This window comes from Mesorhizobium sp. M4A.F.Ca.ET.022.05.2.1 (assembly GCF_003998845.1).
Lineage (GTDB): Bacteria > Pseudomonadota > Alphaproteobacteria > Rhizobiales > Rhizobiaceae > Mesorhizobium.
Genome location: NZ_RZOJ01000291.1, coordinates 1 through 7,627 on the forward strand (window position 1 = coordinate 1; position 7,627 = coordinate 7,627).

6 protein-coding genes are annotated in these 7,627 nt (G+C 62.1%); 1 reads left to right on the forward strand and 5 read right to left on the reverse strand.

The features are described from left to right. From EN745_RS24930 to EN745_RS24940, 3 genes are all read right to left on the reverse strand, one after another. A partial coding sequence (locus tag EN745_RS24930; RefSeq protein ID WP_145992122.1) for a class I tRNA ligase family protein occupies positions 1-1,172 on the reverse strand: 1,172 nt, incomplete at its 3' end. Positions 1,173-1,403: 231 nt separating this feature from the next. Further along, a complete protein-coding gene (locus tag EN745_RS24935) occupies positions 1,404-2,171 on the reverse strand; it encodes a MipA/OmpV family protein (RefSeq protein ID WP_245455485.1) in 768 nt (255 codons plus the stop codon). 262 nt (positions 2,172-2,433) lie between these two features. Then, complete coding sequence (locus EN745_RS24940) at positions 2,434-2,667, reverse strand: hypothetical protein (RefSeq protein ID WP_126055122.1); 234 nt, start codon at positions 2,665-2,667, stop codon at positions 2,434-2,436. 484 nt (positions 2,668-3,151) lie between these two features. On the opposite strand from EN745_RS24940, the gene EN745_RS24945 reads away from it, so the two are divergent. Continuing rightward, entirely contained in the window at positions 3,152-4,663 is a 1,512-nt protein-coding gene (locus EN745_RS24945) for an inorganic triphosphatase (RefSeq protein ID WP_348630973.1), read from the forward strand. 101 nt (positions 4,664-4,764) lie between these two features. Here EN745_RS24945 and EN745_RS24950 read toward each other — a convergent pair whose 3' ends face one another. Both EN745_RS24950 and EN745_RS24955 read right to left on the reverse strand, forming a co-directional pair. Further along, positions 4,765-6,690, reverse strand: coding sequence for an adenylate/guanylate cyclase domain-containing protein (locus tag EN745_RS24950; protein WP_127422502.1), 1,926 nt, complete (start codon positions 6,688-6,690; stop codon positions 4,765-4,767). Between the two features lie 160 nt (positions 6,691-6,850). Beyond that, the coding region (locus tag EN745_RS24955; protein ID WP_127422503.1) for a bifunctional riboflavin kinase/FAD synthetase at positions 6,851-7,627 on the reverse strand (777 nt) is incomplete at its 5' end.

Below are 7,627 nucleotides of genomic sequence, written 5' to 3' on the forward strand. Positions count from 1 at the left end.
ACGCCGCGCTTGAGCAATTCCGCCACGGCGTCCATCCAGGCGTCGAAGTCCTCGCGGCCGTGGCTGGGCGCGGTGTGCACGAAGCCGGTGCCGGCATCGTCGGTGACATGTTCGCCACCGATCATCGGCACCGGGAACTGGTAGCCGTCGGCCAGCCCCCTGAACGGGTGCGAAAGCGTCAGGCTGGCAAGCTGTTCGGCCGAAACGTCGTGAACGCGCGCCAGCGTCACCTTGGCCTTGGCGGCGGCGTCCTCGGCCAGCGCGTCGGCGAAGATCAGCTTCTCGCTAGGCTGTGGACCGAACGCGTTCTCGGCCGCGGTCACCTCGTAGAGACCGTAGGCGACGCGCGGCGAATAGCTGACGGCGCGGTTGCCGGGCAAGGTCCAGGGCGTCGTCGTCCAGATGACGACATGGGCCTCGAGCAGATCGAGCGACGATTCCGACAGCGCCGCCGCGGCGGCGTCCTCGGCGCCGACGACCGGGCGCGCGAGGCTCGCGACCGGGAATTTCACCCAGATCGTGTCGCTCTCATAGTCCTGGTACTCGACCTCGGCCTCGGCCAGCGCCGTGCGCTCGACCACGCTCCACATGACCGGCTTCGAGCCACGATAGAGCTGGCCGGACATGGCGAATTTCAACAACTCGCCGGCGATGCGCGCCTCGGCGTGATAAGCCATCGTCGTATAGGGATTGTCGAAATCGCCGACGACGCCGAGGCGCTGGAACTCGCCGCCCTGCACCTTGATCCAGTGCGCGGCGAAGTCGCGGCATTCCTTGCGGAATTCGTTGACCGGCACCTCGTCCTTGTTCTTGCCCTTGGCGCGGTACTGCTCCTCGATCTTCCACTCGATCGGCAGGCCGTGGCAGTCCCAGCCCGGCACGTAGTTGGCGTCGTAGCCGCGCATCTGGAAGGAGCGGTTGATAACGTCCTTGAGGATCTTGTTCAGCGCATGGCCGATATGGATGTTGCCGTTGGCGTAGGGCGGGCCATCATGCAGCACGAATTTCTCGCGGCCGGCGGCCTCCTCGCGCAGCGTGCGGTAAAGGTCCATGTCCTGCCAGCGCTTGACCAGCGCCGGCTCCTTCTCGGGCAAGCCGGCGCGCATCGGGAAATCCGTCTGCGGCAAGTAAAGCGTGCGGGAATAGTCGATCGTTTCAGCGGTATCGGTCATTGGTCTGCCATGTGCATTGCCCGGCGGCGGAAAAGCTCGGGCGTTGAACTATCATCATCTGGAAAAGCGCGAGAGCCACGCGCAAAAGTCCCGGCGGCTCCGGCGGCGCTCAGGCCACCCGGAACACCGGGCTCGTAATTCGTATCGCGATCGCAAACAGGCGCGAAAAGCTCGTCATGGCCGGGCTTTTAGCGGATTAGTCAGCAGGAATAAAGCGCCGAGTTCAGGCGGCTACATTGAAAAGTCGAAGCGATAGGTGGTCGACACGCCGACGGTCCACTGGTTGCGGTCGCCGCGCTCCTTGACCAGGCTGGAATCGGCCGCCGGCCCCATCAGGCGCGAATACTCGGTGAAGACGCTGGCCGTCATCGGCTCGGTCACCTTCCAGGTGATCGCGCCGCCGAGGCCGGTCGACTTCAGGCCGCCGTCCGGATGGTATTCGCTGAGGCCGGAGGCCGCCGCCTCGGTGGCGTTGACGCCGTAGTAGGCGTCGAAATAGCCCGACGAGGCGAAGGAAACGCGCGGCCCGCCGGAGATGCGGACCGTCGGCGTGACGTCGTAGAAGGCATCCGCCGCGATGTCGGCGACGAAGCCGTCATGGGCGCGGATGCCATGCCTGAGCTCGGCCCGCGCCCGCACCCAGTCGAGCGGATAGAATTCGAAAAAGCCGCCGACCTCGCCGCCCCAGCGCACCGGATCAAGGCCTTCCAATTCGTCCTTGCTGGCACGCGAGAACAGGAGCTTGCCGGTGAGGCCGGCGCGCACGCTGCCGTCGTCGATCAGCGCCAGCGAGATGTTGTCGTTGCGCGAGGTGAAGCGCGCTTCCGGACCCACCTTGCCGAGCGAGATGATCGGCTGGGCGCTGAGCATGTACTTCTTGCCGCCCTCGAAATTCGGCGCGATGAGGCCGGTTGCGCCGAGCGTCAGGTACCAGTCGCCGGATATCCAGCTGCCCTCGCCCGCCCCGGCGGTCGGGACACCCAGCAGGACGGCGGTCATTACCAGCGGAATCGCCCGGACAATACGCATCGTTACCCCATACGCGAAACACGCCGGCGCAAACAACCGGCAGTGCTCAAGCCATGGCGCGGGTTCGGTAAAATTTGACTTAAAGTCGTAACATCGGAAGCTGGACTGGTTGACTCCCAACCAATTCAACGACCCGCACTGTCGCAAACTCGAGATGTCCGAAACGCGCTTAGGGTGTGAATTGGGAAGCATCGACAACGGTTGCAACGGGACATTCGGGTTGCTCGCCTCACTAAGCGTCGCCGCTCACTCGGCCTGCGATGGCGAATGCCTGTAGGTTTTTGACCTTTCCGTGGTCCTGGTCGGCGTTAGCGATGATCGAAAAGAACGCCGCGCGGGCGATGTCTTTCTTGGATGCATCGGGGTGTTCCTTCCTTGCCGCCTTCAACAGTTGTTTCGGCGTCATATCCGGCGTCACAATCCGCATCAGAGTATCGCTGATCGTCCGCAATTCCGTGGCATCCATTGGGAAACTCCCTGGCCCCCACTAACAAACTTTAGCAGAGCGACTTTGGTAGCTGAATCTAAATTCACGTTACAAAGCAGACAAGAGCCAGCGCGTGCGGGCTGGGTCGGCTGTCTCATAAGGGCGAAAGCGCTTGGCTGCAATCGGCGGCAACCAACCGGCCGGCTCGTGCCGCTAGGAATTGAGGAAGCCGACAGATCAGTCTTCCTTCAAATTTCCGGCTTCGTCCTTGAGCCAGTCGGCACCATGCTTCCACAGCAAGGCACGCGCCTGTTTCGGCGTGAAGTCGGCAATTTCCGTCAGATGCTGCTCTTGCCCGGCTCACATTCCTCCTTTTTTCTTTGGTAGCCATCTCCTGTGTCCTTTTCCTGCATCATCGGATGAACGAGGACTGACAGGTATGGTACCGGCCCGCATATCGCAGTCAGCCGGCTTGAGGTCCGGCCACAGATGGTCAAGGCGAGCGGTTGTTTGTGACAGCTTTATGACGCACCATGCAAGGAGGGTCCCTTCGATTGTCGTGAAGTTGCGCGGCGCCGAGGACATCATGCAGGAAACGGAACTGAAGTTCGAGCTGTCGCGGTCGGGTGCGGGATCGCTCCTCAAGAAGAATCCGTTCGGGTCCTCGCCCACAATTCTTCAGCAGAAATCCATCTATTTCGATACGCTCGGATGGGACCTGTCCAAGCGCGGTCTATCGCTTCGCATCCGGCAATCGGGTGATGAAAGGATCCAAACCCTCAAAGCCGGCGATGGCACCGCCGCCGGATCGTTCACGCGCGAGGAATGGGAGCGCCCGGTCGACGGGGATACACCGATACTTGACGATCCGCAGATCAGAGACCTGCTTGCAGAGGATGGCGCAAAGCTGGCGCCCTTGTTCGAGGTTCATGTCAAACGGCATTCTTGGAATGTGTCGGATGGCGACGCCACGATCGAGGTTGCCCTGGATCTTGGCAAGGTCGTCGCAGCCGGTCGCGAGGCACCGCTCTGCGAGATCGAGTTGGAGAAGAAGGCGGGCTCGCCGGCAGCTCTGTTTGCGCTCGCTCGGAAAATTGACCTGGTCACGCCGGCGCATCTCGGGGTGCTAAGCAAAGCTGAACGAGGCTATCGTCTGCTTGGCCCTGCACCGGGTGCTGTGAAATCAGTTGCGACCCCGCTCACGTCCGAGATGAGCGTGGCAATGGCTTTCGCGCGCATCGCAGCGGCCTGTCTCAAACAGTTCCGTCTCAATGAGATGGCGCTGGGATGGTCTCGCGATGCCGACTCCCTGCACCAGGCTCGCGTGTCGCTGCGACGGCTGCGCTCCCTATGCTCGATCTGCAAGTCGCTATTCGACGACAGCCGTTTCGACTACATGCGAGGAGAATTGAAATGGCTCGCAGCGGAACTTGGCGATGCACGCAATATCGACGTGATGATCGATCACGCTTCCAGCAGGATTCTTGCAAGCCGTCTGCAGGAAGTGCGCGACGACGCCTATGCGGCGGTCGCAGCATCGTTCTCTTCAATTCGCGCCCGCTCCTTGATGATCGATGTCACCGAGTGGATTTCCATCAAGGACTGGCGAACCCAATCGGATGAAATGTTGTCCGAACAGTCGTCGAAGGATTTCGCCTCGGATGTATTTGATAAACTTTGGAAGAAGGTGGCGAAGGGCGGCAACAATCTTATCGACGCCGATGACGAGACCCGCCATAAAGTACGGATCGCCGCAAAGAAACTGCGCTACGCGGCCGAGTTCTTCGAGCCGCTCTACAACGGCAAGGCCGAGGCCAAACGCCATCGACGGTTCATCGAGGCGATGAAGGGCCTGCAGGATGATCTCGGCAGCCTCAACGATATTGCCACCGCCCCCGATATGCTGGCAGCGCTGGAGCTTTCGGACGTAACTGGTGCGGACGATCTCTTCAGCGGCGAGGACAAGTCCAAGCTTCTCAAGGACGCCGCGGAAGCACACGACACCTTTGTCAAGACCAGGCGCTTCTGGCGTTGAGGCAGCATGCGGAGGGAGCGACGAAGCTCCAATGCCCACTTCCGGTGTCACCGCGCTCGCCGGCCTGGCCATCGCCATGGGCTGGCCGGTGCGGAGCTGTTCTATGGCTGCCCGAGAGGTTGCGCCTCGCCCGCCTCGCATTCCGGCAGTCGCACAGGTTTGGCGAGTTTCGCCAGCGCCTCGGGCTTGGCGCAAGACGGAAAACCGGCGAGCGGCATCGTTTCAATAAACCGGCTGCGCTCACTAGTGCTCAAGCCGACTTCATTGATCATGCTCTCGACGGTCAGGTCGGGGTACTGCTTGAGAGTTTCCCTAACCGCGGCATTCGCCTCATCCATCCGACCCAGAGCCGCAAGGGAGCCGCTAAACACCACCCACCTCCAATGGTCGTAGTTGTCAGGTGTCATGCGCTCCAGCATCTTCAACGCGTCCTCATACCGGCCGGCCATAAAATAGGCAGGGCCGAAGAAGTTGGACGTCCACATCGGATAGTTCGGGTCGAGCCGCATTACCTGGTCGACCATCTGAGCGCCGCGTTCGGGTTCACCGAAGCGTGCCGCATAGCCGGTATAGAACGTCAGGATTTCGGACGAACCGGGAGCAAGACGAAGGGCCGTATCCAGTTCGGCCTTGGCGCGGGCGTTGTCGCCCTTGTGGCTGAGACTCATCCCAAACACGGCGTGTGCCTCAGCGTCGCCTGGATCGAGCCGCACCGCGTGTTCGGCCACATCGGCAGCCGCCTTGATCTCGCTCTCGGGATTGATACCGAAGCCAGCCAATATGCCATGAGCATGGTAGAGTTCTACCCAGGCGCGAGCCAGGCCGGGGTCCAGCTCAATGGCGCGGTTGAGAAGCGCGATTGCCTCCTGCTCATCGGCTACGGTGATCTCTTCAATCTTCTCGGTCCCGAGCAGATAATAGTCATAAGCATTGAGGTTTTCAGGTCGTTTGCGTTTGGCCGCGGCCCGCCCGGCCGCCTGAATCAACCCTACGCCGCCGCCCAGACGGTTGGAGACTTGCTCTGCGATTTCGGTCTGGACGGCGAACACGTCCTCAGCGGGCCGGTCCCAACGATCCGACCAAAGGTGGTTGCCGGTTAGTGCATCGATCAACTGTGCGGTGACCCGCACCCGCCCATCTTGCCGCTGGATGGAGCCTTCCAGTACGAAGCCGACATGGAGCGCACGCTCGACCTGGCGGGCATCCACCGGCTTGCCCTTGTAAACTTCCGTCGAATTCCGGGCCACGACGTCAAGTTCGGGAAACCGCGCGAGGTCGGTGATGATATCCTCAGTCAAGCCATCGGCCAAACGCCCGCTGGCCTCGTCGCCATAATTATTGAAAGGCAGCACCGCGACCGACGGCTTGGCCCCCAGTAACGCGGGCTGAAAGAACCACCAGGTCCCCACACCCACCAAAGCCAGCACCACGATCGCCGCCGCAGCCGTCCTGGTCCAGTGCGGCATCGCCTGGCGTAAGGTCCGGCGCAGCCGCTTGCCATCGAGCCTCACCCGGTACATCCGCACGGGGCGGTTGATATTCTTGACGTGCTGCTCGCCGACGAAATCGAGTGGCCAATCAAGCTTGCCCTGCAAATGGTCGTAGGCCGTACCTGACACCATCACCCCGCCCGGCTCGGCAAGCTGCTCTATGCGAGCGGCGATATTGACGCCGTCGCCATACACATCGCCATCCACCAGCGCCACATCGCCAAGATTTATCCCGATGCGGAACACGATCCGCTCTTGCTCCGGCAGTCCACCATTGCGAACGGCCACAGCTTTTTGAATTTCGGCTGCGCAGATCACCGCATCGACCACGCTGTCGAAGACGACAAGTGCGCCATCTCCCAACAGCTTGACAATTCGACCCTGATGCAGAGCGATCGCCGTATCGGTTACGTCGGCCCGGATAGCTCTCAGGCGCTCGATTGTGCCAGCTTCGTCAATCTCGGTCGCCTTTGAATAGCCGACCATATCCACTGCAAGGATCGCCAGCAGTTTCCGGTTCATTGGAGGGACGATCATCATCCTGCCCCGGACCCATCATTGCCAAAATGGTACACCTAACCCAGCATGCTGACGAGAGGCCCGACCCGCCAGGCCAGGATGTCGTCCATTGGTCCGGCGGTCGGAAAGGTCGCTTCCACACTGCGCTGGGCCACCGGAATGGCGCTGAAGAGATAGTTCAGAACGCCACGGCTGCGTCCAACTCCGAAAGCGGGCGCACGCCTGCCAGCAGCGCCCTCGCCTCGGCCTCGTCGCGCTTCATCTGCGCGACCAGCGCATCCAGCCCGTCGAACTTCAGCTCCGGCCGCAGGAAGCCGAAGAACGACACCTCGCAGGCCTCGCCATAGAGGTCGCCGGAGAAGTCGAAGACGAAGGTTTCGAGCAGCGGCGCGCCATTGTCGTCGACGGTCGGACGACGGCCGAAGCTGGCGACGCCGTCATGCAGCGTGCCGTCGGCGCGGCGGAAGCGGACGGCATAAATCCCTTCCTTGAGAGAAGCTTCCGGCGAAAGCCTCATGTTGGCAGTCGGAAAGCCAAGCGTACGGCCGAGCTTCTGGCCGCCGATCACCTCGGCCTCGACGGTGAAGCGGTAGCCGAGCAGGCCGGCGGCCTCGGCCACCGCGCCTTCGCCGAGAAGCGCGCGGATGCGGCTCGACGAGATCACCTCGGCGCCCTCGTCGCGAAAGGCGTCGACCAGCGTCACGCCAAAGCCGTGGCGCTCGCCCGCCGCCATCAGGAAGGCGGGGCCGCCCTGGCGGTCCTTGCCGAAATGGAAATCGAAGCCGGTGACGGCGTGCGTGACGCCGAGATTCCTTTCCAGAACCCCGGTCACGAAGTCTTCTGCCGAGAGCGCGGCGAAATCGCGCGTGAAGGGCTGCTCGACCAGCGCGGCGAACCCGAGAAGCGACAGGAGCCGGGCCTTCATCGGCGGTGGCGTCAGCACGAAGAGCGGAAC

Bases quoted from the DNA above. Each gene is read 5' to 3' on its own strand.
- EN745_RS24950 (WP_127422502.1), bottom strand. From the start codon at position 6,690: ATGATCGTCCCTCCAATGAACCGGAAACTGCTGGCGATCCTTGCAGTG.
- EN745_RS24935 (WP_245455485.1), bottom strand. From the start codon at position 2,171: ATGACCGCCGTCCTGCTGGGTGTCCCGACCGCCGGGGCGGGCGAGGGC.
- EN745_RS24945 (WP_348630973.1), top strand. From the start codon at position 3,152: ATGACGCACCATGCAAGGAGGGTCCCTTCGATTGTCGTGAAGTTGCGC.
- EN745_RS24940 (WP_126055122.1), bottom strand. From the start codon at position 2,667: ATGGATGCCACGGAATTGCGGACGATCAGCGATACTCTGATGCGGATT.